An 18,718-nucleotide genomic window follows, 5' to 3' on the forward strand; every position below is an offset into this window, starting at 1 on the left:
CCTACCCGCGCGGACCTTCCCCAGGCCGACCGTTCGGCTGGAGGTCGGTACCGCTGGAGGCGTCTGGCGATGCCTCGCCCAGGGCGCTGTTGAGTGTTTTCAGTGCGGCGATCACCGTGTCGACCTCTGCGTCGGGGAGTCCTGGGAGCAGCTGCCGCAGCGTCGGTTCGGCATCCCGGCTCCTGGCTTCGCGGGCCTGTGCGCGGGCGTGTTCGGCGATCTTGGCGACAGTCCGGCGTCGGTCGGCGGGGTCGGCTCCCAGCTCGACCAGGCCCCGCTCGTTTAGTGCCGCCACCACCGTGGATACCCGGCTTTGGGCGAAGCCGGTGCGCTGGGCGATGGCCCCCACCGGCTGCGGACCAGCGGTGTAGAGGCACTCCAGCACCAGTAGCTCAGTAGGGCCCAGGTCGGAGGCGTCCTTCATCGCCGAGGTCGCGGTAGCGGTAAGACGCCTGCCGAGATGGTGCAGGTCAGCGAGGTTCATGGGGCTGGTTGGCGGCACCATGCACACCCTCCTTGAGGAAACATCTCCGATGATACATCTACAATAATGCATCACAAGAGATGTATCGTGAGAGATGCATTCCGGGGGCGCGCGCATGAGGGCGCCCAGACATTCCGAGGAGGAGACATGGTCCGGCCGATAGCCCGCGTGCTGCTGTTCCCGTTCGCGATGGCCGTCCTGCTGGTCGGCATCTACACCGCCGCGATGCACGCCCCGACCCCGCACCACCTGAAAGTCGCGGTCGCCGGATCACCGACGCAGACCGGCCCGCTGGCCGCTTCCCTGCGCAAGGCTCTGGGCGACAAGTACGACGTCAGCACCGTCGCGTCCACCGAACAGGCCCGGCAGCTGGTAGCGCACCGGGCTGTGGCGGCCGCCTATGTCCCCACGCCGACGCCCGGTGACCGCGACGCGGGTGCGCCCGGCACGGCGTTCGCTCAACCGCCGCGTCCAAGCGGTCCTTTGCTGTATATCGCTTCGGCCGCCGGCGCCGTCCAGGTCAACCTGGCTGCCGTGCCGTTCGAGAACGTTGCCGTCCAGCAGCACCAGTTCCTCCAGGTCCGCGACCTGGTACCGCTCAGCACCGACGACACCAGCGACACCAGCACCATGTACGCCGCGATCGGTCTGACCCTGGCGGGCTACCTGTCGGCGGTCATGCTCTCGACCGCCTTCGGCACCGCCCTCACCCGCCGGCGCACGGTGGCCGCCCTCGCCGCCTTCGGCGCCGTCGCCGCGATCACTGTTTGGCTCATCACTGGTCCGATCCTGGGTGCCGTGCACGGCTTCGCCCCCGCCATCCTCATCACCGGCTGGCTCACCGTGATGGCCGTCGGCCTGGCCACCGTGTTCCTGTCCCGCTTCTGCGGGCGCATGACCCCGCTGCCCGCCGTCGGGATCTTCATGTTCCTCGGCATGCCCGCCTCCGGAGCGGCCCTGCCCATCCAGAGCATGCCCGCCCCCATCCGCGCCCTGCACGACCTGCTGCCGATGACCTCAACCACCGGCAGCCTGCGCCAGATCATGTACTTCGACAGCGACGGCATCACCCGCTACTGGCTCGCCCTCGGCCTCTGGGCGATCGCCGGCCTCGCCCTGACCCTCGCCTACGACACCCTCAAGGCCCACCGCACCAGCCGCCGCAACAACACAACCGCCCAGCCCCGACAGACCGCCGAACCCGTCCCCTCCCGCTGACCGCGCCCCGCCGCGCACTCACCCCGACACCCACTGCGAGGCCGAACCCATGACCGAAGCACCCCTGCCCTTCCACCACCACGGCCACGACACCGACCCGGCCGCCCCGCCGGAAGACCCACTGACACTGCTCGCGACCCAAACCGAGCTCACCGGCGTCGACTTCACCGGCTTGGACCTACGCGCGGCCCTGAGGCGCAATCAGCATCCCCGCACGTTCACCCGCTGCACCTTCACCGAGGCCAACCTGCGCGGCTCCCACCTCGCCGAATCCGTCTTCACCGAGTGCACCGCTACGGCAGCCGACTTCACCGGCGCCGTGCTCGATCAGGCCCGCTGGCAGGGCGGCAGCGCCGCCAAGGCCAACTTCACCGACGCCGACTGCGGAGACCTCGCCTGCGACGGCGTCGACCTGGCCAACACCAAGTGGAGCGGCGCCCTGCTCGCCGATGCCACCTTCACCGGCTGCCGCATGATCGGAGCCCGCCTCACCGGCCACCGCGGCCTCGGGCTCCAACTCGCCCGCTGCAACCTGGCCGTCGCCAACCTCAACGGCCTCAGCCTGCGCGGCACCCACCTCGTCGGCATCCGCTTCACCGAAGCCGACCTCGGCGGCGTCGACTTCCGCGACACCACCTTCGAAGACTGCCGACTCGCCGACGCTAACCTCCGGGCCACCGACTTCACCGGCGCCGACCTACGCGGCGCCGACCTCGGCGAACTCACCCTTGCCACCGCCGCACAACTCCGCGGCGCCGCCATCTCCCCCAGCCAAGCCGCCCAAATCTGCGCCACCCTCGGCCTGAACGTCATCGGCTGACCCTCAATGGAAACGCAGGCACCGGTCTCCTTGGTGATCACAGAGCGTCGTAACTCCGTGATCGCCAAGACCTGTGCCTGCATTGCTGTCGGGCTACCAACACCACGCCTATCTGCGCGGCCTCTAAGTGTTCGTTGCCCAGTTCGCGGTCACGATGAGGGCGGCGGCGCGGCTGGTCCGTCGGCGCGCTCTCTCTCGATGCGCATCGTTCTGCGAGCCACGTCGAGCTGCGCGCGGATCACCGCATCGAACAGGACCTCCGGATCACCGTCGGGCCCCGCGCTCGCGGACAGCAGCGCGGCGACCTGACTGGCGAGGACGGTGACCAGATCGGCTGTGCCCACCGGCCCGCGGACTTCAATCAACTTGCGCACAGCGTCGTCGATCCGGTCCATCGCCTCCTCGCCCTGGAGGAACAGGCCGAGCCGGTCGGCGAGGAACATCCGGACGATCGCGACGCCGTCGGCCAAGGCGGTGTCCACGTTGAAGTCGGCGCGGGCCTTCTCCGTCTCCTTGAGCACGGCCGGGATCGTGTACGACCGCTGCGGCGGGATGAAGCCCTGCTTCCTCCACTCCTCGTACGGGATGGGGCCGGCGGCATCGCGGCGGGCACGGTGATGCTCGGTGGGGCGGCCGCCCGCGGTGCGGCAGGCGCGACCTACGACCGCCTTGCAGGTGGAGCATTCGACGCGGCGGATCCAGGAGCGCACGAGATCCGTTTCATGATCGGAGCGGAGGTGGCGTCGCCACTCGCCGCCCCACGGGATGCTCTGCGGTCCGTTCTCCACGCCCATTGGCCCCCCTGGGTCCGGTGGTGTGCGCCGTCTTCGGTGCCGTGACGATGACCGTACCGGCGGTGACGCATCCGGTGGGCCCGTGCGCCGGTGCGCTCCCGCCGGGGCGTAAGCGCTCGTTGCCCAGGACTAGACCGTGACGGGATCCTGGGGCCATGTCGAGGGGCATGGGAAGGGTGCAGCGGGCCGTCCTCGCGTATCTGCGCGATGAGCCAGCCGGGCGCAGCAGGATCGACGGCGCCCCGAATCTGACCTCGGTCAGCCAGCTCGCCCGCGTCGTCTACGCGGTGGACGAGCCGAGCGACGCCCAGCGCGCCGCCGTGCGGCGGGCGGTGCGCGGCCTCCAGGCGCTGGAGCTGATCGAGGTCCGCCGTCACGGTGTCGCGTCGGGTCTATCGCCAGCGCCGGGCCCATCCGCGCCGTACGTACCCGCGCTACGAGTACCAGCTCGCCCTCTGCCCCGGCCCGGAAGAGGACTGCGCGGGGTGCGCGGCCGGCGACGTAGCGCGCTTCGACTTCGAACGCGACGACGTCGAACTGTTCGTGCACCACTTCGGCGGCCTCCTCGAGGCGAACCGGCAGCTGTGGCGTTCCACCCTGCACGGCTGGCACTGGTACCCGGTCCAGCAGCCCCGGCCCGACACGGACTACCGCACGTACGAGGTCGAGGTCACCGAACTGTGCGCACGACGTGCCCTCACTGCCGACGAACTCGCCGAGGCCGAACGGCAGGCGCACGTCTTCCTCGCGCCGTTCGTGGCCCGGATCCAGGCCGCGCGCGACAGGCTCAACACCTCGTGATCGCGGACAGGTGTCCGTCGGCTTCGTGAGCGAGGAGCGGCAGGCATACGCGGCCGAGGATCGGATCCACTGCGGCGGATAGCTCGCCGTGCTCCTGGTGCTCCATGGCGTACGTCATCTCGTTGACGTACGTACGAGATCGGACGGCCGCTCGGCCTCGCGGCCGGGCGGGGCGGTCAACGTGCGGTGAGTGCCTGCCGGGCACGGTTGATCACCTGGTGGGCGTCGGCGCCGTAGACGGCGGATTCCTGGAGGGTGTTCCAGACGCGCAGGTACGTGGCAACGCTGTCCGCGTCATCGATCCAGAGTTCTGCGTGCCAGTCTTCGACGATGGCCAGGCGTTCGTCGTAGATCCAGAAGCTGTTGCCGGGGAAGATCTTCAGTGAGGCGTTGAAAGGGATGACCCCGAGTTCGACGGTGTCCAGGCCGATGGCCCCAGCCAGATGATGGAGCTGCGAGGCGAGTACGGACGGTGGGCAGACCAGCGAGCGCAGCGCCCCCTCCCACATCATGATCCGATACTTCCTGCCTCGCTGGTACAAGCCCTCCTGGCGCTGGATCCGGGCACGTACTGCGTCCTCGGTGTCGCGCGGGGAGCGCATGAGTTCGGCGTGCCGGGTGAAGACGTGGCGGGCGTAGTCCGGGATCTGGAGCATGCCGGGGATAAGGCAGTTCTCCCAGATGGTGAGGACTTCCGTCCGGTCGCCCTCCGCCGCAGCCGCGTCCTGGACCGTCTTGTGCCCTGCTGCGAGCTGGCGGCGCCATGAGCGGATGTGCGACTCGAATCCTCTGAGCCGGGCCAGGAGCTCGTCGTAGGTCTCTGGCTGCCCGGTCCCCGCTGCCCACGCCCGGAGATCCTCGGAGGTCGCGGTCTGGCGGCCGTTCTCCAGCTTGCTGACCTTGACCTTGGACCACCCCGGGCCGAGGCGGGTCGCGAGTTGCGTACCGGTGAGCCGGCCCTCAGGGGCGGTGAGCCGCAGTTCCCGGAGCCGAAGTCCGAGATCCTCACGCGCCTGCTGATAGTCCGTGCTCACCGGTACTCACCTGCTCTACTCCCCTACTGCCATCCGTGCCACGAACTCCGGGTATGGGGTGGCGTAGTGCATGGCGACGTCACGCAGCCGGTTGTACTGATTGACGCGCCCGGGTTCCGAGATCAGCTCCACACCCGTCAGGTTCTCCGCCTCGTCCCAGAGGCACAGGGCGACGATGTGCGAGTCGAAGATCCAGAAATCTTCGTCGGGCAGGTTGTGGCGCTCGGCATCCTCGCGCCACATGTTCCGTACCTCTTCGCCCAACTGGGCGTTGTGTTCGGCGTGCGCGAGAAGGTAGCGCTGCCCCTCGGTCGGCGGGTTGTCGACGATGCGCACGCGCGCGACGCTCGCCCCGTCCGCGGTCTTGGCGCTGATGGTGCGCGCCCACGGCGAGTCCATGTCCCACGCCGGTACCTCGCCCCGCACGAACTGCGCGTAGGTATCGGTGGCCCGGTCGACGGCGTACCCGCGGCGCATCTCCAGGTGCCATGCACTGTGCCGGAAGTTCTCGAACATCCCGGCGAACGTCTCCGGGTCGAGAATGCGCGGGGTGGTGTCGCGGTCCTTGGGGCCGAAGTCAATCAGGGTGTTGCGCGGCATGACGATCGGGATCTCGTCTTCGTCGATGTGCTGGAGCTGGGCGAGGGCCGCAGGGTCGGTGAGGCGCGGCCCGTGCACGATGACCTCACCGGTGTCGAGGTCTTCATGCACGGCCGGGCAGGAACCGCCGCCGCTTCCCGTGCCGTTGAAGCGCAGTCGTCGCGCCATGATCAGTTCCTTTCGTTGAGGACTGATCCATCCAGCATCACCGAGGCCAGTGCTCTCCGTACGGACCTTGGCATGCCTCTGTGGATAACATCGCGCAACTCCGTCAGATGGTCAAGAAACTTCGAGAAACTCCCCTGGTGCTCCTCAACTTGCCGTCCGTAGCGTCGAATTCATGGCTACTGGACACGACCGCGATGCGATCGACCCGTACACCGCGACCGAGACCCTGCGCGAGGCGCTCACGGCGGCCGGCATCGTGCTCCCGTCCCTGGGCACCGACGGCGCATCGCCCCACCTGGGCCTCGTCACTCTGGGAAACATCCGGGCCGACGTTGCACTGAAGCTCGCGGACACGCTGCGCCGGGGGTGCGCATGACCCAGCAGCCGCCCCCGGACACCGGCGCCCTGGTCCTCGATACCGCCACCGGCCGGATCGGGATCGTCATGGGGCACGTCGGCCCCTGCGTGCAGCTCCGTCCCCCGAGCGGCGGACAGGAGTGGGATGCCGATCCCGACCACATCCAGGCGGCCGGACCGATAGAAGAACTGCGCGCCAAGGTTGGACAGATCAACGCCGAACGGCGGCTGCGATGACGCGCACCCTGCTCCCGGATCCCGAAGCGCTGACCATCGACCAGCAGCAGGGATGGGCGTGCGCCCTGTGCGGGGCGCGCCTGTACGAGGACCGGTTGATCGGCACCGTGTCCATGCCTACCGGATACCCCGAGCGTACGGAGGAAGTTGACCTCTGGGCGTGCTCGCCGGAGTGTCAGCCAAGGGCCGGCGCACAGGGCGGCGCGTCATGAGCGAAACCTGCCGCGAGTGCGGCCAGTCGACGCCTCAGCCAATCGCGGCCGCCCTGGAACACGTCAACTCGTGCGGCGGACACGTCGTCTACCTCTGCCCCGCGTACCGCCTGGTCCTGAGGCTGCTGCCCCTGAACCAGCACCCCAAGGGCAGCGACGGGCGCCCCCTGTACGAGGCGCCCGGCCCGCCGCCCTGCTCGGGCGCCGTCCTGGAGAGCCTGCCCGGGGTGCGGGTGCTGTCGGTCGGCAACGAGCTGCTGATGCCCGCCACCTACGACGACAGCACGGCGTCCGCAGACCTCATCAGCTGCCCGCGCGACGACGAGCCGCCCGCCCTGGTGCCTGCGGACCGGCTCGCTGAGCAGCTGCAGGAGCCTGCCCGCGAGAGGGCGCCGTTGTCATGAGCGAGGAGCGCCGCCACAGCATGCTGCACGATCCCGACTGCGTGGTCACGGCGGGACTCCCGACCGACCGCGGCGCGCATGAGCGGCTGCTGCGGGCGGTGTTGTCGTGGACCGACCCGGCCGCGCTGCCGCCCGACGACTACGAGCAGGTGGGGCTGCTGCTCACCGGGGCCGGGCACTCCGTCGCCGACGACGTACGCCAACGGGCGGACAAGCTCCCCGCGGATGATCCCCGTCTTGAGCTCACGCGCAACGTGCTGGACGAGGCCGACCGTCGTCTCACCGAGCCCGGCCGCAACACCCTGGACGGCGTCAAGCGCCGTGCCCGGATGCTCCAGGAGACCAAGGCCAAGGACAACGCGGCGCCCGACGCACCGGCCGGCTCGCCAGCGCCCTGAACGTCGCCCGGCGCCTCCCCCTGTGGGCCCGGACGACCACGAAGCCCCCGGCAGCCGCCTGGACCCTGCGGCCGCCGGGGGCTTCTTCATTGGGCTCATATGCCAGGGCCGGCGTGTCCGAGAACGACCGGGGATTCCCCGAGCGGCCCGTCCTCGATCCAGAAGCCGTTCACCGACAGGATCGTCCGCAGCGCCTGGCTCATCGCGGCCTGCTGCGCGCTCCACACCTCGGCAGGCATCTCGGCTTCGGCCGGAGGATCCTGCTGCCAGATCACCCGCAGCGCATCAGCGCGGCCGGGGGCAGGGGCCAGGCCGACGCCGGTTGCTTCGCCTTCCGCATCCGCGTCCATGTCGTACGGCGTGAGGCCCGCCTTCAGTACGACTTCGAGGACCGCCACCGCGAGCTCCTTCTGCCCCGGAGTCAGCGCCGCGCCCTCGAGGACCGATCCTTCGGCGTAGTAGCGCGCCTGCGTCGGCCAGTCCCCGCCCCGCCAGTCCATCCCGTGCCCCTCCTCGTACGTGCTGGCCCTGCTCCCCAAGTCTCCTCCCGTACAGCGTCCAGCACCGCTTGCTACGGATATCGGCGGGCCCTGCACAGGGTGACCTTGGGCAGGGCGGCGCGGGCGTTCTTCTTGCGAGCCGCTCAAGCGTGCCCGGCAGCCGGCTCCCACAAGGGTCGGGCGAGCCCAGTCCCGTCGCAGTGGAAGATCGGGCGTAGCCCTCTGGAAGATTCCCTGCGCCTGCAGCAGCTCTCTGCGTCGAGGTTCGGTCGAAGTCCTCCTGTGCTGGGGTCGCCTTTGGACATGAGGGTTGTCGGACCTGCGGCGACCCCCTGTCCGGCGGGTCTGACCTGCGGAAACGCCGGGCCCTTGGTGACGGGGCGCGGAGGGGGTGATGGAGGGGTCCACGGAGGGAGTCTTCCGGGCCCGGACAGGGCTCTGCTCAGGCTCGCCGGCGGTACTCGCCACAGGATGCTCCTGGAGGGTGGGGCGGGCCTATCCCGCCATTCACCTCCTACAGGCTCGGTTTTCGGCTCCCGTGTGACGCCGATCTCGGAAAACCTGTGGGCTGTGACCGCATCGTGATAGGTGAGCGGCTGCACCATAGACGATGGGGATCGGACGGGGAGGTGGCCTCTATCGGGGTTCCGCAGGACGCGCATGTCCGTGAGAGCAGAGGAAGTCCGTGCTGCCCGATCATCCAGTCCCAGCGGGAGACCTGTCGGGTGCATTCTTCTGAGCAGATGTGCTCAGAGGCGGGGGCCAGTGGCAGATGAGGCGTCCCCCGGAGTGTGGACACAGGGGTTCATGCTGCGGTTGTGAGTCTATCTGCCCGCAGGTGCTGTTGTTCGAACTCGGCGGGTGAGAGGTAGTTGAGGGCACTGTGGCGTCTGCGGGCGTTGTAGTAGGTGAGCCACTGGAAGATCTCCAGCCTCGCCTGACGCACCGTCGAGAACAGCCGCTGGTGCATCGTCTCCCTCTTGAGGCCCTGCCAGAACGACTCGGCGAGGGCGTTGTCGTAGCTCGAGCCGACCCGGCCCATGCTCCTGCGGATCCCGAAACCGTCGCAGACCTGCGCGAACGCGTCCGAGGTGTATTGCGTGCCCCTGTCCGCGTGGAAGATCATCCCGGCGACGTTGCCGCCGCGGCTCGACACGGCCATCTTCAGGGCGTCGATGACCAGCTCGGCACGCATGTGGGTGGCCATCGAGTAGCCGAGCACCCGGCGCGAGCAGATGTCCAGGACGCAGGCCAGATACAGCCAGGTGCCTCCCACCTGCACGTAGGTGATGTCGCCGCACCACTTCTCGTCCAACTGCCGGGCTGAGAAGTCACGGCGGACGAGGTCGGGGGCCGGTGGTGCGAGGCGGTCGGGGACCGTGGTGCGCTTACGCCGCCGCAGGTGACGGCCCTCGATCCCGTTGATACGCATCAACCGCTCGACCCGCTTGCGGTTGACGGCGTGCCCGAACCCGCGCAGCTCGGCGTGGACGCGGCGCACTCCATACGTTCCCTTGTGCTCGGCGTGGATCTCGCGGATCTCCGCGACGAGACCGTTCTCGGCGGCCCACCGTTCTTCGCGGGCATCAGCCCCGGCGAGCCACCGGTAGAAGCCCGAGCGGGAAACCTGAAGGACCCGGCATATCCGCTGCACGCCGAAGTCGGCGCGGGTGTCGGAGATGAAGTCCCAACGGCAGGGCTTCACTTCACCTCCCGAGCGAAATAGGCGGCTGCCCGGCGCAGGATCTCCCGCTCGAGTTCCCACTCCTTCTCGGCCTTGCGCAGCCGTCCGATCTCGGCGCGCAGCCGGGCCAGTTCCTCATCCCGGCCCTCCACCGCCTCCTCGCCGCAGCCGCGGCCGGCCTGCTCGTCGGCCTGCCGCACCCAACTGCGCAGCGTCTCGCCGGTCACCCCGACATCCGCCGCGACCGCCGCATACGTGCGCTTCCCGCCCGCCGCGCGGTACAACGCCACCGCGTCACTCCTGAACTCCGCCGGATACGGAGACTTCCGTCCCACCAGGACACCTTCCCTTGGATCTGCAAGATCCATTGTCAGAGTGTCCACACCACAGGGGTCGCCTCAGTCACCCCCGGACCCGAAGGAGGCGCCACCTTCCTGCTGCGCCTGCCAACAGCTGAATCGGGGAGTGCCTAATCAACGGCTGGCTGGGTCTGTACCGTCAATGGTCCTGGCTCACATCGGGACCGTCAGCGTTCCACAGGGCCATTGGCGAGAGCATGCCGGTGGCCCCCGCCGGGACGGGGGCGACCGAGCACAGTGGAACTACGGCATCGGCCCGAAGGCACCCGGGCGGCCCGGGCCGGAGTCGCCCCGTCCGTCCGGGCGGTCTTGGCCCGACTCATCCCGTCCGTCCGGGCGGTCCTGGGCGGAGTCATCCCGTCCGTCCGGGCGGTCCTGGGCGGAGTCACCTGGTGTGTCGGGGCGGTCCCGGCCGGAGTCGAGCTGACTGGGATCGTCAGTCATCCCGTTGGTGGAGTGCTGGCCGGTACCAGCCATGCCGTCATCGTCAGCGGCTGCGACGCCCGCCCCGCCCAGGATGGTGACAGCAGCCAGAGTCACAGCGGCGAGGACCGTACGGATACGCATGGAAGCCCTTTCGGCAGAGGTCTAATCGGACAGAAAAGAAGTCCCCCCTGCTCTCCGGTGCACAACGCCGCCCGTCGCGCTCCCACCCGAATGAACGAGCGACTCTGCCGCGGACCTTGCGACCTCAAGACCATGTGCTTTGACGCCACGCCCCAGGAGCGGAAGCCGATCACGCCGGGACTGCCGGACCGTGCCTGCGCGTACCGCATCCAGGCACTGCATGGCGGCCTCCACGACTTCGGGCTCCAGCAGCGGGGCCCGTCCCGACTCGGCGACCTCACGCTTGCCGGCCTCGAACTGCTCCAGCGCTGCACAATGTGACCGGGCGTCCACTCGCCGCATCCCGGGGTGAAGGCGTAGGGCAGCAGCGCGGGCGGGCCGTTACTGAAGGCCTCCACGGACACAGAGGTGATACCCAGCGCCTCCAGCCCCTGGCTCGACGACCGCCAGCCAGTCGCCCCGGTGCGGGGCGAAGGAATCGTTGGGCAGGAACACCCCGGTGAGCGAGCACAGCCGCTCCTATGCGTAGCCGTACTGGAACGGATGCGCCTGGTCCTCGCTGAACAGCCCACCGTGGACGACGGCGTGCAGAGCCTCGAACGCCGTGGGGGCGCCCCGCTCGATCTCGGCACTGAAGCAACCGTCGTCGCGAGCCAAGTCGTCGCCGAAGTCGTTGCGGACCACCAGCAACATGTCGTCGCCGGACCCGGTCAGGGCACGCGTGGCAGCAAGGTCGAGATGCCATCCTGCCTCTGCCGCTGTGGCGCTGAGACCAGCAGGTTTACGAAGTTTCCACAGGTGACGGCCCCTCAGCGGTGCCGAGGGACGGGGCCGGGAGATGCCGTCACCGCGGAGGGCGGCGACGTCGGCGTGGGCCACCTCGACGGCCTCCCGCACACCTACAGCGTCGGCGAACAGCGCCATGTGTGATCCTGACGGGGCTGACGTGTCCAGCCCCGGTGCTTGAACGAGCGCCGCAGGCAACACCTCCCCACGCCACGTACGCGCTTGCTGAAGCGCTGCGCACGGCGTTGCATATTCCACCGAGCGAATGGCCGACTGCCCTTGACCACCATCAACCCACACCCCGCCACCGGGCGGATGCCGGGACGGACCTGGACCATCCGACTGGCGGGCCACGCCGACCACACGGCAACGCTCACCTGCAGCACCACGGCCTGCCGGATGCCTCCACGCTCGCCGGACCTGGCCAGGCTCCGTGCGTTCGCCGCGGCCCACGCCGCCGCCCACGCCCGCGCCGCCGGCACCCGGCCCCATGCCGCCTGCGCATGCCGCGCCCACGAATGCGCCGCCCACGAGGCGAGCCCGGTGTCCTGTGCGGGACAGAGCGTGCTGATCCTGCGTCACGACCCGTCCATCGCCCAGGTCTGGACCCTGTCCGAGGTCTGCGCCGCCTGCGCCGCACAGACCCCCCACACCCAGATCATCGCCCGCACCACCCCCCGCGGGACAAACCCGACCGCCGAGGCGCAGCACGCGGTCCGGCCCGTCGCCGGAGGCTTCTCCGCCCCCGCAGGCCCCGGCGGCCCGCCCACCGAACCCGGCACCCGGCGCGCCCCCAAGGCCCGCCACTACCGCGACCAACGGCGCCACACCTGACCCGCACGGCCCACGGGCCGACGGGCTCCCTCCATCAGCTGCCGTCGTACGTCCGCACCCCGGGCCGGCTCGCATAAGCCGCCTCGAAGAGATTTTCAAGCGCAGGGCCTGCCGGTCCAGGGCTTCCCTGCCTGGAGGTTGCGGTGACGGCCGGCCACCAGGCGCACAGGTCCGCTGCGCTCCAGCCGGAGTGGCTGAGGCCATCGCGGGGCAGGCCGGCCTGTGTCGGGGTGTTTCGGTAGGCCGACGCCCGCTCCGGCGGACCGGGCGCCGGCCACGTTCATACCCCGTGGCCGGTCAGGGCGCCCTGCGCGGGCCGTCGCTGCATCAGGGGCCAACACGCGGTGTGTACACGGTAGTTGTCGGCCATCCGTGACGATCGCCCGGACGCTCGACGGGCTCCCGTGAAATCCTGCCCTCGCCCCGGGGCAGGCGGTCGGCCCTATGCCGCCGTGACGGAACGCCACGCCCCGGGGCCACGCCCCCAGGCAGCCCAGCTACGCGGACCATCTGCCCCAGCTCGCCACGGCCGGTGACCTGTCCCCCGCGAGCCGGTTGACCACGGCATGAAGAAGACCCTGCCCGCCGTCCTCGCGGCCGCCGCGCTGGCCCTGTGCCCCGCCCCTGCACACGCCAACGCCACCGTCGAAGACGGCAGAGCCGGCATCCACGTCAAAGGCTCCGGCCCGCGCGTCGACACCGTCGACGGATTCATAGACGGCCACGACGCCGGCGCCCGCGCCCAGTTGTACGCCTTCGCCGCAGGCTCGACCCCGTATGACGTCACCGGCTGGAAGAACGCCACCCGCCGCAGCTGGGCCTGACCACGACCTCGACCGTCAGCTGGGCGTGGAAGGGCGGGCGTACCTTCGACAACGGAACACGCCTGTGCATCGCCTTCAATAATGCCCCCGGCGACAACCCGTGCGCCGTCATCCACCGCGCACCGCGGCGCCCTCGGCCTTGAGCTCCTTCTCCCGGTCCTCTGCCGCGCCCAGCAAGTAGGACACCGCCGACGACCACACTTTGCCGCTCGGCTCGCGCCACACCAGCTTGTAGTCCTTCACCTGGACTCCGTTCCTCACGTCCCGGCCCGCCACCGCAGGCGAACACGTGATCCATCGTGGCATCCGGCGCCGACACTCGCGTCCACGCCCGGAGGCAGCAGCGCGGTCTCTCTTGCGCCTCGCCGATCTGTGGCCCCCGGGCCGATGCCCCGGCCAGGTTCACGCCGGCATGTGCATCGCCGCACCCCGCGCGTCCCTTCAAAGGCCGCAAGCCGCCAGGAGAACCGGTCCTCGCGGAAAGTCGCAGGTCGCAGCTATCGAATGAGAACCGCGCATCGGCCATGCTCACTGCGGCCCCGCTCCTCAACTCCCCTTGCGTGGCTAGCTCCTGCCTCCTTCACTCTGCTGCTCGGGATCGGACAGACGCGTTCGTCCACGTCCGGCCCCGCGCCACCCAACCGCGGCCCGTAAGGCTCCGCCCCTGTCGGTGTGCTCCCGCACGCCCTGTCCCGAAGGATCTCCGTGCCCGCCAACCCCACTCCCCTCTCGCCGACTCCTCCCGCCGGCGGTCCTGCCCAGCCCCCGGCCGCACCGACGGCACCGGTACCGGCGCCCTGGCCGGCATCCCGGTGGAGGAACATCGCGCTCGCTCTCGGCGCTCTCGCCTACCTCCAGTTGATGGCGATGGTGGTCGTCCTGTGGATCCCGTACCCGTCCGTCCGCGGACCGCTCCAGGTGATCGGCGGGATGCTCGTCTTCGCCGGCATGGCTGTGCCCTCCTGGATCAGCGCGGTACGACGACGATGACCGCCCCCACCCCAAATCCCGTCACCGAAGCAGTCGTCCACCGGTGCCCCCCGTGAGCACAGCACGGGGCTGGCCCGAGCCGTCGGGAAGGTGGCAGGCTCGAGCCCTGCCTGCGTGAAAGGAGCCCGCAGCATGACCGACATGCCCGCTGACCGACCTCACAGCCGTCACGAGGAATGCACCGACTGCCACGCCATCCCCTTTGTGGACAACACCCGCACGATCACGGCTACCAAAGACGGGCAGGTCACCGAGACCTGGCACACGCCCGACTGCCCTGGCTACACCGTCACCAAAATCCTCATGGAAGACGGCGTTCGCCGTGCCAAGGAACGGGACGCCTGGGCGCAGGACATCTTCCCCGCCGTACGGGAGCGGCTGCTCAAAGACGCCGCTGCGCGTGCCGGCGGCGACGAGGCAGCGCCGTTCGTCGCTGCCCTGACCGACCTCGTACAGGCCATGGCAGACCTTGCAGGAGACGGTCGGCTTCTCGGCCTGTCTGAATTCGCTGAGATCCTCCAGCGCCACTTCCCTGCTGGGCCTCAGCGACCGGCCGGCCACCTGTGACTGCTGACTTCGGCTGGTCAGTGGGGCGTTGGTGGCTCGGGCGGTTTGAGCGGGGCTCTGGCACTGATCTTGGGAGCGGTCGCGGAGGGTTTCCCCAGTGTTCGATTGAGGGCCCGACCTATCAGCTTGCATGGTCGCCTCGTAGCCTCCGTGTATGACTGGTGATCCGTTCGAGTGCCGCTGTGTTCTCTGCCATGACTACGGCGACCGTGGCGAAGCCGACCAGATGGACCTGATGATCAACTCAAACGTGCAGCAGCACGGCTGGCATGTGGTCATGGTCCCCGAAGACGAGGTCGGCCCGGGTTTTGCGTACACCATCGGCCTCGCGCACACTCATGGTGTGCCTGAGCTCGCCATGTTCGGACTCGACATCCACGCCATGCACCGCATGCTCAACATCCTCGGCGACAAGGCTGCCGCTGGCTGCGTCCTGGAGAGCGGCCAAGAACATCACGACGTTGTGGACGGCTATCCAGTCGCTCTCAAGAGCGCGGACCGGCGTTGGTACAGGGCCTTCTTCGGGCGGGCCATCGGGTTCTACCGGCGGCCTCCTCTGCCCGTCCTGCAAGTTGTATGGCCCGATGCGGAAGGGTGCTTCCATTGGGAAGAGCAGGCGGACCAGAGGCACCGTGAGTCCCAGCCGCAACTATGGCTGCCGCCCGCTGATCACCCTGCCGGGGTCTGGACCGCAGAACTCTGACCACCGGACGCAGGGGTTACTGAAGCAGGATCAGCTTGCGGAGCAGTTCGAATCCGGCCCGGCCGTACAGCTGCCTTTTGATCTTTTTCACGCGTGTCACGGCGCCCTCGGTACCGCCAGAGCTCCAGTGCACGGTCAGTCCCGCGGTCACTGCGTCGATGTCGGAGGTCAGTCGGGCTGCGAAGCCGGTCATCCCGGGTAGCTGTGTGGCGCGGGCGGTGTCGATCCAGTGCGGCAGGTCGGCTCCGGTGCGCTGGGTGAGCATCCGGGCGAAGCCCCGGACGAGTCCGTGTGTTTGCTCCAGCTGAGGGCAGCCGTCGAGGACGGCCTTGAGCTGCTGGATCTCGTCCTCGGCGAGCGTGTCGGGGTGCCGGGTGATCCAGCCGACGACGGTGCGCACGGATGGTGCGGCGGGGTGGGGATCGAGGCGTTGGGCCAGGTCAGACGAGTGCGGGCCCAGTCCCGCAGGCTGCTGTAGGGCAGCGCAAGATCTTGTTCGGCGAGCTCCTCGCGCAGGCGCCAGATGGTGATCTGGCCGTCGGTCTCGTCGATGCGCCGCTGGAGGGGGAGCCGGTAGGTGTCGAGACGGCTGACGCGGGTGCGTCGCCCGGTGACCATGTCCTGGGTTCCGCCTCGCGCCCGGGCAGTACGTCGATGGGCCGGTGGCTCTCACCGTCCGTGATCACGGTGGCGTACGTGTGCCCGCGGCGTGTGGCGAAATCATCGACACCGAGCACGCGTGGCGTGCTGACCTGCGGATCAGGCAGTGCCATGACCCGGCGCAGCACGGTCATCCGGCCCGCGTTCACGCCCAGTTGGGCTGCCAGTCGGGCGCCGGCGCGTCCGGCCAGGGCGAGTCCGATGCGCTCCAGTGTGTGGTTGAGGCGGGTGGTGAAGCGGGCGTGCGGGGTGGTCAGGCGCGGGAATCGTTCGGCGAAGGTGCGACGGGGGCAGTCCACGATGTCGCAGATGAAGCGCCTGACCGTCAGCAGGATCGCGACGCCCTGCCCGCCGATCGGGAGATCCTTGAGCGTGCGCTGGTAGGAGTCGTGCACCCGGGACGCGAACTGGCCGCAGTCCGGGCACGCGGCGCCCGCGGCCCGGCCTCGGGCCACGATGTCGATCGTGCCGAAGACAGCGGTTGCCGCCTCGACGTCCACGTCGTCGTTCCCGTCGAACACCAGCGAGTCCCAGAAGGACGTGTCAGCCTGCATGACCAGCACCGTCACCGGCCGCAGGCGATATCCTCCGGGCTCGGCGCGGACCTGATGGAGCGTCACTATCGCGGTTTCCGGGGTGCGGCGTACGCGGTCTCACATCACGTCAGCACCCCTCAATCGAACACTGGGGTAACCCTCCGCGACCGCTCCCCAAGATCAGTGCCAGAGCCCCGCAAACCGCCCGAGCCAGCGTTGGGGTGTCGAGGGCGGGTCCTGTGCTGCGTATGCGGAGGGCTCCGGATCCGGTGGTGCGGCCCCGGGCCGCTTCCACGCTCCGCAGGAGCGTGGCGAGCAGCGTGTTCTGCTTTGCGTGGGATCGGGTGGAGCGTCTGGGACCACGGCCAACTGCGCGTGGACGCCGCGGTGCCTGCCGTCATGCGCGAGGACGCCGGCCTCGTCCGCACCCTGCGGGCCAGCATCGACCGCTGACGGTCTGCACTACCGGTCCCCTGGCCGAAGGGCGGGGTCTGGTCTGGGGCTTGCGGCGAGATCAGCCGCTGTGCAGGCCGGTTATCAGACCCCACTCGTACGCTGTCCCCGCTACCACGGCTGAGGTGGGGAGGGGTTCATGGCACGACAGCTGACATACGATCAGCGGCTTGCCCTGATCAACAAGTGGAAGACCCCGCCGGGGGCTTGCGAGCAGGACCGGCTGGAACGGGCCGAGCGCATGGTCAAGGACGCGATCAGCCAGCACAAAGCGTTCCAGGGGTCCGACATCACCGTCAGGGCGAAGGGCTCCTACCCGAACAAGACCAATGTCCGTGGCGACAGCGATGTGGACATCATGGTGAAGCTCAACGACCCGTTTCACACTGCTGGTGTGGCAGCGTGGTGGTACGGCCAGCCGAACCAGTTCACAGGTCCGTGGACAGCAGCGACTCTCCGCAAAGAGGTGCATACCGCCCTTACTGCCTATTTCGGGTCGGTGGACGAAGACCACAATCTCGCCTTCTACATCCCTGAAGTCATCGGCAGCCGTCCCAGCATCGACGTGGTGCCGTGCTTCAAATGGGTGCAGTACGACTCCACAGCGCCCGGAGGCGAACGCGTGGGGAGCGTCGTCTACGGACGCGACGGCGCGCGGGTCATCAATTGGCCCGAGCTCCAGCTGGCCAACGGCAAGGCGAAGAACACCAACACCAAGAACCGGTACAAGTTCGTGGTGCGGGTCCTGAAGAACGTGGAGAACGACCTCGCGGCCGAAGGCGTGATCAAGGCGCTGCCGTCGTACTTCTCCGAGTGCCTGATCTACAACGTTCGGGACGACATCTTCCTCGCCGGCGGCCTGGACGACGCGGTCCGCGCGTGCCTGGTGGAGGTGCACCGGCAGGTCTCCTCCTTCTGGAGCCTCCTGTGCATGCGGGAGCCGAACGAGATGAAGAAGCTCTTCGGTGATGGCCAGAAGTGGAACGCATTCCATGCCCGCGAGCTGATCGAGGGTGCCTGGCGCTACCTCGGCTACGGAGGCTGACCATGAGCACGGCCACCACTCTGCGCACCGGCGCCACCATCGCCGCCACCCTCTACACAGCCGTCCTGGTCATCTTGGGCCTGTACCCCTCACAGTTCCGCTACCTGCTCGCCTACATCCCGGCCGCCATCGGGTACGGCGTGGTCGTCTTCGACAAGTGGGCGTGGCACTGGCCCGGCATCCACCGCCTCACCGCACGCCCCTGGGTCACCGGCACCTGGCGCGTCATCCTCTCGCCGAGCCCGGAAAGCCACATACCCGCAGGGGGCAACAAAGGGCCGATCACCGCGTACATGACGATCGAACAGACCTTCTGGGGCCTGCACGCCACCCTCCGCACCAAGGAGAGCACCTCCTCACGGTCGAGCAATGCCACGCTCACCGCCCCGGAGAACTCCGGGACCTTCGAGATCGGGTTCCTGTACGACAACAAGCCCCGCATGGAGCACCAGCCCCGCAGCCCCCGACACGAAGGGGCCTGCCGAATATCGGTCACGGGCCTCACTCCCCTGACAGCCACCGGGCACTACTACACCAGCCGATTCACCGCCGGCGACATGGACTTCACCCTGCTCAACCGCTCCACCCACCACTCCACCTTCGCCGAAGCACAAGCCACCGATCCCGAGCGCACTCCCAGCTGACCGCATACGCGGGAACTACGAGCGGAGGCCGCCCCCCGC

Annotated in this window: 28 protein-coding genes; 17 read left to right on the forward strand and 11 right to left on the reverse strand. The window is 69.0% G+C overall.

Annotation, left to right across the window (positions count from 1 at the left end; all coding sequences use genetic code 11):
- Window position 1: 1 nt before the first annotated feature.
- Window positions 2-505, reverse strand: a complete 504-nt coding sequence (locus OHA17_RS00100) for a MarR family winged helix-turn-helix transcriptional regulator (protein WP_406502819.1) — start codon at window positions 503-505, stop codon at window positions 2-4.
- 126 nt (window positions 506-631) lie between these two features.
- Here OHA17_RS00100 and OHA17_RS00105 point away from each other — a divergent pair, with 126 nt between their 5' ends.
- Complete coding sequence (locus OHA17_RS00105; RefSeq protein WP_406502821.1) at window positions 632-1,702, forward strand: ABC transporter permease; 1,071 nt, start codon at window positions 632-634, stop codon at window positions 1,700-1,702.
- A gap of 49 nt (window positions 1,703-1,751) precedes the next feature.
- Window positions 1,752-2,522 (forward strand): pentapeptide repeat-containing protein, encoded by a 771-nt coding sequence (locus tag OHA17_RS00110; protein ID WP_406502823.1) that lies wholly within the window; start codon window positions 1,752-1,754, stop codon window positions 2,520-2,522.
- A 149-nt stretch (window positions 2,523-2,671) separates the two neighbouring features.
- Here OHA17_RS00110 and OHA17_RS00115 read toward each other — a convergent pair whose 3' ends face one another.
- A complete protein-coding gene (locus OHA17_RS00115) occupies window positions 2,672-3,316 on the reverse strand; it encodes a hypothetical protein (protein WP_406502825.1) in 645 nt (214 codons plus the stop codon).
- Between the two features lie 378 nt (window positions 3,317-3,694).
- Here OHA17_RS00115 and OHA17_RS00120 point away from each other — a divergent pair, with 378 nt between their 5' ends.
- Window positions 3,695-4,117: a hypothetical protein gene (locus OHA17_RS00120; RefSeq protein ID WP_406502827.1), complete on the forward strand. Its 423-nt coding sequence runs from the start codon at window positions 3,695-3,697 to the stop codon at window positions 4,115-4,117.
- Window positions 4,118-4,293: 176 nt separating this feature from the next.
- On the opposite strand, the gene OHA17_RS00125 is transcribed toward OHA17_RS00120, so the two are convergent.
- Together OHA17_RS00125 and OHA17_RS00130 are read right to left on the reverse strand one after the other, a co-directional pair.
- Window positions 4,294-5,151, reverse strand: coding sequence for a DUF5753 domain-containing protein (locus OHA17_RS00125; protein ID WP_406502829.1), 858 nt, complete (start codon window positions 5,149-5,151; stop codon window positions 4,294-4,296).
- Window positions 5,152-5,166: 15 nt separating this feature from the next.
- Window positions 5,167-5,919 (reverse strand): DUF6879 family protein, encoded by a 753-nt coding sequence (locus tag OHA17_RS00130; protein ID WP_406502831.1) that lies wholly within the window; start codon window positions 5,917-5,919, stop codon window positions 5,167-5,169.
- 172 nt (window positions 5,920-6,091) lie between these two features.
- Between OHA17_RS00130 and OHA17_RS00135 the strand changes: the two genes are divergently transcribed.
- Genes OHA17_RS00135 through OHA17_RS00155 form a run of 5 tightly spaced genes read left to right on the forward strand, consistent with a single transcriptional unit; the run spans window position 6,092 to window position 7,527 of the window.
- The gene (locus OHA17_RS00135) at window positions 6,092-6,295 is read left to right on the forward strand and encodes a hypothetical protein (protein WP_406502833.1); all 204 of its coding nucleotides are present in this window, start codon (window positions 6,092-6,094) and stop codon (window positions 6,293-6,295) included.
- Window positions 6,292-6,513 (forward strand): hypothetical protein, encoded by a 222-nt coding sequence (locus OHA17_RS00140; protein ID WP_406502835.1) that lies wholly within the window; start codon window positions 6,292-6,294, stop codon window positions 6,511-6,513. The genes OHA17_RS00135 and OHA17_RS00140 overlap by 4 nt, the downstream gene beginning before the upstream one ends.
- Window positions 6,510-6,725, forward strand: coding sequence for a hypothetical protein (locus tag OHA17_RS00145; RefSeq protein ID WP_406502837.1), 216 nt, complete (start codon window positions 6,510-6,512; stop codon window positions 6,723-6,725). Before OHA17_RS00140 ends, OHA17_RS00145 begins: the two co-directional genes overlap by 4 nt.
- Window positions 6,722-7,129 carry a hypothetical protein gene (locus tag OHA17_RS00150; protein ID WP_406502839.1) on the forward strand — a complete coding sequence of 136 codons (408 nt, stop codon included), beginning with the start codon at window positions 6,722-6,724 and terminating at the stop codon, window positions 7,127-7,129. The genes OHA17_RS00145 and OHA17_RS00150 overlap by 4 nt, the downstream gene beginning before the upstream one ends.
- Window positions 7,126-7,527 carry a DUF6415 family natural product biosynthesis protein gene (locus OHA17_RS00155; RefSeq protein WP_406502841.1) on the forward strand — a complete coding sequence of 134 codons (402 nt, stop codon included), beginning with the start codon at window positions 7,126-7,128 and terminating at the stop codon, window positions 7,525-7,527. The genes OHA17_RS00150 and OHA17_RS00155 overlap by 4 nt, the downstream gene beginning before the upstream one ends.
- A 95-nt stretch (window positions 7,528-7,622) precedes the next feature.
- Here OHA17_RS00155 and OHA17_RS00160 read toward each other — a convergent pair whose 3' ends face one another.
- The 3 genes from OHA17_RS00160 to OHA17_RS00170 form a co-directional block, all read right to left on the reverse strand.
- Window positions 7,623-8,066, reverse strand: coding sequence for a hypothetical protein (locus OHA17_RS00160; RefSeq protein ID WP_406502843.1), 444 nt, complete (start codon window positions 8,064-8,066; stop codon window positions 7,623-7,625).
- A gap of 766 nt (window positions 8,067-8,832) precedes the next feature.
- Window positions 8,833-10,046, reverse strand: a protein-coding gene (locus OHA17_RS00165) for an IS3 family transposase (protein ID WP_406502845.1) whose coding sequence is annotated in 2 segments (ribosomal slippage) — window positions 8,833-9,797 and window positions 9,797-10,046 — 1,215 coding nt in all. Because the reading frame shifts where the segments join, the coding sequence is not laid out codon by codon here.
- A 267-nt stretch (window positions 10,047-10,313) separates the two neighbouring features.
- Window positions 10,314-10,637 (reverse strand): hypothetical protein, encoded by a 324-nt coding sequence (locus tag OHA17_RS00170; protein WP_406502847.1) that lies wholly within the window; start codon window positions 10,635-10,637, stop codon window positions 10,314-10,316.
- A gap of 132 nt (window positions 10,638-10,769) precedes the next feature.
- Between OHA17_RS00170 and OHA17_RS00175 the strand changes: the two genes are divergently transcribed.
- Complete coding sequence (locus tag OHA17_RS00175; RefSeq protein ID WP_406502849.1) at window positions 10,770-10,958, forward strand: hypothetical protein; 189 nt, start codon at window positions 10,770-10,772, stop codon at window positions 10,956-10,958.
- 198 nt (window positions 10,959-11,156) lie between these two features.
- On the opposite strand, the gene OHA17_RS00180 is transcribed toward OHA17_RS00175, so the two are convergent.
- Window positions 11,157-11,561 (reverse strand): hypothetical protein, encoded by a 405-nt coding sequence (locus tag OHA17_RS00180; RefSeq protein ID WP_406502851.1) that lies wholly within the window; start codon window positions 11,559-11,561, stop codon window positions 11,157-11,159.
- A 141-nt stretch (window positions 11,562-11,702) separates the two neighbouring features.
- On the opposite strand from OHA17_RS00180, the gene OHA17_RS00185 reads away from it, so the two are divergent.
- Together OHA17_RS00185 and OHA17_RS00190 are read left to right on the forward strand one after the other, a co-directional pair.
- Window positions 11,703-12,257, forward strand: a complete 555-nt coding sequence (locus tag OHA17_RS00185; RefSeq protein ID WP_406502853.1) for a hypothetical protein — start codon at window positions 11,703-11,705, stop codon at window positions 12,255-12,257.
- 566 nt (window positions 12,258-12,823) lie between these two features.
- Window positions 12,824-13,081 carry a hypothetical protein gene (locus OHA17_RS00190; RefSeq protein ID WP_406502855.1) on the forward strand — a complete coding sequence of 86 codons (258 nt, stop codon included), beginning with the start codon at window positions 12,824-12,826 and terminating at the stop codon, window positions 13,079-13,081.
- Between the two features lie 108 nt (window positions 13,082-13,189).
- Here the strand turns inward: OHA17_RS00190 and OHA17_RS00195 are convergent, their stop codons facing one another.
- Complete coding sequence (locus tag OHA17_RS00195; RefSeq protein WP_406502857.1) at window positions 13,190-13,324, reverse strand: hypothetical protein; 135 nt, start codon at window positions 13,322-13,324, stop codon at window positions 13,190-13,192.
- 462 nt (window positions 13,325-13,786) lie between these two features.
- Here OHA17_RS00195 and OHA17_RS00200 point away from each other — a divergent pair, with 462 nt between their 5' ends.
- The 3 genes from OHA17_RS00200 to OHA17_RS00210 all read left to right on the forward strand — a co-directional run bounded on the left by OHA17_RS00200 (window position 13,787) and on the right by OHA17_RS00210 (window position 15,341).
- Window positions 13,787-14,071: a hypothetical protein gene (locus OHA17_RS00200; protein WP_406502859.1), complete on the forward strand. Its 285-nt coding sequence runs from the start codon at window positions 13,787-13,789 to the stop codon at window positions 14,069-14,071.
- Between the two features lie 132 nt (window positions 14,072-14,203).
- On the forward strand, window positions 14,204-14,638 hold the full coding sequence (locus tag OHA17_RS00205) for a hypothetical protein (RefSeq protein ID WP_406502861.1): 435 nt from the start codon (window positions 14,204-14,206) through the stop codon (window positions 14,636-14,638).
- 154 nt (window positions 14,639-14,792) lie between these two features.
- Complete coding sequence (locus OHA17_RS00210) at window positions 14,793-15,341, forward strand: DUF4262 domain-containing protein (RefSeq protein ID WP_406502863.1); 549 nt, start codon at window positions 14,793-14,795, stop codon at window positions 15,339-15,341.
- 16 nt (window positions 15,342-15,357) lie between these two features.
- Here the strand turns inward: OHA17_RS00210 and OHA17_RS00215 are convergent, their stop codons facing one another.
- Complete coding sequence (locus tag OHA17_RS00215; RefSeq protein ID WP_406502865.1) at window positions 15,358-15,741, reverse strand: transposase; 384 nt, start codon at window positions 15,739-15,741, stop codon at window positions 15,358-15,360.
- A gap of 40 nt (window positions 15,742-15,781) precedes the next feature.
- Complete coding sequence (locus OHA17_RS00220; protein WP_406502867.1) at window positions 15,782-16,555, reverse strand: transposase family protein; 774 nt, start codon at window positions 16,553-16,555, stop codon at window positions 15,782-15,784.
- A gap of 312 nt (window positions 16,556-16,867) precedes the next feature.
- On the opposite strand from OHA17_RS00220, the gene OHA17_RS00225 reads away from it, so the two are divergent.
- From OHA17_RS00225 to OHA17_RS00235, 3 genes are all read left to right on the forward strand, one after another.
- On the forward strand, window positions 16,868-16,990 hold the full coding sequence (locus tag OHA17_RS00225) for a hypothetical protein (RefSeq protein WP_406502869.1): 123 nt from the start codon (window positions 16,868-16,870) through the stop codon (window positions 16,988-16,990).
- A gap of 139 nt (window positions 16,991-17,129) precedes the next feature.
- Window positions 17,130-18,035 (forward strand): nucleotidyltransferase, encoded by a 906-nt coding sequence (locus OHA17_RS00230; RefSeq protein ID WP_406502871.1) that lies wholly within the window; start codon window positions 17,130-17,132, stop codon window positions 18,033-18,035.
- 2 nt (window positions 18,036-18,037) lie between these two features.
- A complete protein-coding gene (locus OHA17_RS00235) occupies window positions 18,038-18,679 on the forward strand; it encodes a hypothetical protein (RefSeq protein ID WP_406502873.1) in 642 nt (213 codons plus the stop codon).
- The last annotated feature ends 39 nt before the right edge of the window (window positions 18,680-18,718 follow it).

This window comes from Streptomyces sp. NBC_00212 (assembly GCF_045206365.1).
GTDB lineage: Bacteria > Actinomycetota > Actinomycetes > Streptomycetales > Streptomycetaceae > Streptomyces.

Bases quoted from the DNA above. Each gene is read 5' to 3' on its own strand.
- OHA17_RS00210 (WP_406502863.1), top strand. From the start codon at position 14,793: ATGACTGGTGATCCGTTCGAGTGCCGCTGTGTTCTCTGCCATGACTAC.
- OHA17_RS00205 (WP_406502861.1), top strand. From the start codon at position 14,204: ATGACCGACATGCCCGCTGACCGACCTCACAGCCGTCACGAGGAATGC.
- OHA17_RS00235 (WP_406502873.1), top strand. From the start codon at position 18,038: ATGAGCACGGCCACCACTCTGCGCACCGGCGCCACCATCGCCGCCACC.
- OHA17_RS00155 (WP_406502841.1), top strand. From the start codon at position 7,126: ATGAGCGAGGAGCGCCGCCACAGCATGCTGCACGATCCCGACTGCGTG.
- OHA17_RS00230 (WP_406502871.1), top strand. From the start codon at position 17,130: ATGGCACGACAGCTGACATACGATCAGCGGCTTGCCCTGATCAACAAG.
- OHA17_RS00135 (WP_406502833.1), top strand. From the start codon at position 6,092: ATGGCTACTGGACACGACCGCGATGCGATCGACCCGTACACCGCGACC.
- OHA17_RS00140 (WP_406502835.1), top strand. From the start codon at position 6,292: ATGACCCAGCAGCCGCCCCCGGACACCGGCGCCCTGGTCCTCGATACC.
- OHA17_RS00110 (WP_406502823.1), top strand. From the start codon at position 1,752: ATGACCGAAGCACCCCTGCCCTTCCACCACCACGGCCACGACACCGAC.
- OHA17_RS00150 (WP_406502839.1), top strand. From the start codon at position 6,722: ATGAGCGAAACCTGCCGCGAGTGCGGCCAGTCGACGCCTCAGCCAATC.
- OHA17_RS00175 (WP_406502849.1), top strand. From the start codon at position 10,770: ATGTGCTTTGACGCCACGCCCCAGGAGCGGAAGCCGATCACGCCGGGA.
- OHA17_RS00220 (WP_406502867.1), bottom strand. From the start codon at position 16,555: ATGCAGGCTGACACGTCCTTCTGGGACTCGCTGGTGTTCGACGGGAAC.
- OHA17_RS00130 (WP_406502831.1), bottom strand. From the start codon at position 5,919: ATGGCGCGACGACTGCGCTTCAACGGCACGGGAAGCGGCGGCGGTTCC.
- OHA17_RS00100 (WP_406502819.1), bottom strand. From the start codon at position 505: ATGGTGCCGCCAACCAGCCCCATGAACCTCGCTGACCTGCACCATCTC.
- OHA17_RS00115 (WP_406502825.1), bottom strand. From the start codon at position 3,316: ATGGGCGTGGAGAACGGACCGCAGAGCATCCCGTGGGGCGGCGAGTGG.
- OHA17_RS00190 (WP_406502855.1), top strand. From the start codon at position 12,824: ATGAAGAAGACCCTGCCCGCCGTCCTCGCGGCCGCCGCGCTGGCCCTG.
- OHA17_RS00105 (WP_406502821.1), top strand. From the start codon at position 632: ATGGTCCGGCCGATAGCCCGCGTGCTGCTGTTCCCGTTCGCGATGGCC.
- OHA17_RS00170 (WP_406502847.1), bottom strand. From the start codon at position 10,637: ATGCGTATCCGTACGGTCCTCGCCGCTGTGACTCTGGCTGCTGTCACC.
- OHA17_RS00145 (WP_406502837.1), top strand. From the start codon at position 6,510: ATGACGCGCACCCTGCTCCCGGATCCCGAAGCGCTGACCATCGACCAG.
- OHA17_RS00180 (WP_406502851.1), bottom strand. From the start codon at position 11,561: ATGGCGCTGTTCGCCGACGCTGTAGGTGTGCGGGAGGCCGTCGAGGTG.